The sequence below is a fragment of the Leyella stercorea genome (assembly GCF_021531355.1).
Classification (GTDB): Bacteria; Bacteroidota; Bacteroidia; order Bacteroidales; family Bacteroidaceae; genus Prevotella.
Map to the genome: position 1 here is coordinate 1 of NZ_JADYTS010000148.1, position 1,651 is coordinate 1,651.

A 1,651-nucleotide genomic window follows, 5' to 3' on the forward strand; every position below is an offset into this window, starting at 1 on the left:
GGTAGGGTGTTCAAAATTTAGATATAAATCTGACATAAAAAGTGCAAGAATTCAGCTCGTTAAGTTGCTGACATTTAACACTTTACATTGCGAAATAATTCTTTGAAAAGTTGTGTAACTCGTTGATTTTTAGTAACTTTACATAAATAAAACATATGAAGGTTATGAAAAAATCAGCCCAAGATAGAGAAATAGAAAAGCTTAAAAAGCAGGTGGAAAAACTCAAGAAAGAGAAAGAATCTCTTCAAAGAGACAAACGCAATCTCAAGGGAAGGTTGTCCACTGCTCAGTCAAACAATGCCAAGTATCGTTCTGTACTCAAAAAAAAAGAGAAACCGAACGTTGGATTGGACAAGGAGACTTTCGAACGAATGATGAATCTATTGGACGACATCATTACTCCAGTTTGATGGTTGCTCTTAGTGTGGCTTTTTATGCACGTTTGTCTGTAGGCTCACGACAGATTGTTGAGATATTCAATATTCTAAATGAGTTTATGGGCAATGTGTTCGGTAAAGTTCCCGCATATACAACGATTGGATATTGGACGCAAGAATTGGGACTTAGTGTCTATAAGGAATCATGCAGCCTATTCAAAGACAAGCGATATGCTTTGATTGTTGATGAAAGCATGATGATAGGCAGTGAAAAACTTCTGCTTACACTTGCTATGCCTGCCATTAATGCCGGTTCTGCAATTACGGAAAAAGATATTACTATTGTTGATATTTCTATTGCAAAGAGTTGGAATGGAGCAAGCATTAAAAACGTTCTGGAGAAGGTTGCTGATAAAATCGGACACAAACCTGAATATGTTATCAGTGACAATGGTTCCACTGTATGTAAGGCAGTAAGAGATGCTGGTTATGCCCATCATTTGGACATAAGCCACACTCTTGGTATGTTTCTCGAAAGAGTATATAAGAAAGAAGCTGATTTTCAAGAACTTTCCAATAATGTTCAACTTGCGCGTTTCAAATATAACATGCAAGATGTAGCGTATGTGCAACCTCCTTCACAACGAAGCATTGCACGCTTTATGAATATGTCAAAATGGATTGACTGGATTAGTCGTATGCAATACTTGTATCATACTCTTCAAAACGACATAAAGAGCATTTATGCCTTTATTCCACAAAACGCCTCTCTTGTAGACGAACTGGCAGAAACGATGGATTGTATAACAAAGATAGAGAAGGATGTAAAAAATAACGGTTGGTCGCATGATACAATCTGTCGGTGCAAGCAACTTGTAACTACAAGTCTAATGTCCGGAAATGAACGTCAATGCAAAGTCGGTTCATTCATATTGGAATATGTAGAACGTGAACTGGCATTCGTTAATGAAGGAGAATCGCACAATGCAAGTTCTGATCCGGTAGAGTCAATCTTTGGAGTAGTGAAAGGCAGAATGTCTGACGACAAACTTGCAGGAGTCACTCCTATAATTCTGATGATGCCGCTTCGCCTTAATTTGGCAGATAAGGGCAGACGAGTTAATTTCAATTTTAAACAAAGATTGGAGGAAGGAAGACACCGTCACATTAAGGAATGGACGAATGAAAACCTTTCTCCAAATTTGGTGGTCAAGCGCATCAATACTATAGGTAAAAAATGCGCAGGATTTTAAAGCGATTTTGAACACCCTACC

General features: G+C 37.9%; 2 protein-coding genes. Both read left to right on the plus strand.

Annotated features, from left to right (window positions below; translation table 11 throughout):
- Positions 1-164: 164 nt before the first annotated feature.
- Positions 165-410 (plus strand): hypothetical protein, encoded by a 246-nt coding sequence (locus I6E38_RS14685; protein ID WP_141241365.1) that lies wholly within the window; start codon positions 165-167, stop codon positions 408-410.
- Positions 410-1,630: a transposase family protein gene (locus tag I6E38_RS14690; protein WP_235394685.1), complete on the plus strand. Its 1,221-nt coding sequence runs from the start codon at positions 410-412 to the stop codon at positions 1,628-1,630. Before I6E38_RS14685 ends, I6E38_RS14690 begins: the two co-directional genes overlap by 1 nt.
- Positions 1,631-1,651 lie beyond the last annotated feature (21 nt).

What these genes read in the sequence shown, in the direction of transcription:
- I6E38_RS14685 (WP_141241365.1), top strand. Translation starts at nt 165, where the DNA reads ATGAAAAAATCAGCCCAAGATAGAGAAATAGAAAAGCTTAAAAAGCAG.
- I6E38_RS14690 (WP_235394685.1), top strand. Translation starts at nt 410, where the DNA reads ATGGTTGCTCTTAGTGTGGCTTTTTATGCACGTTTGTCTGTAGGCTCA.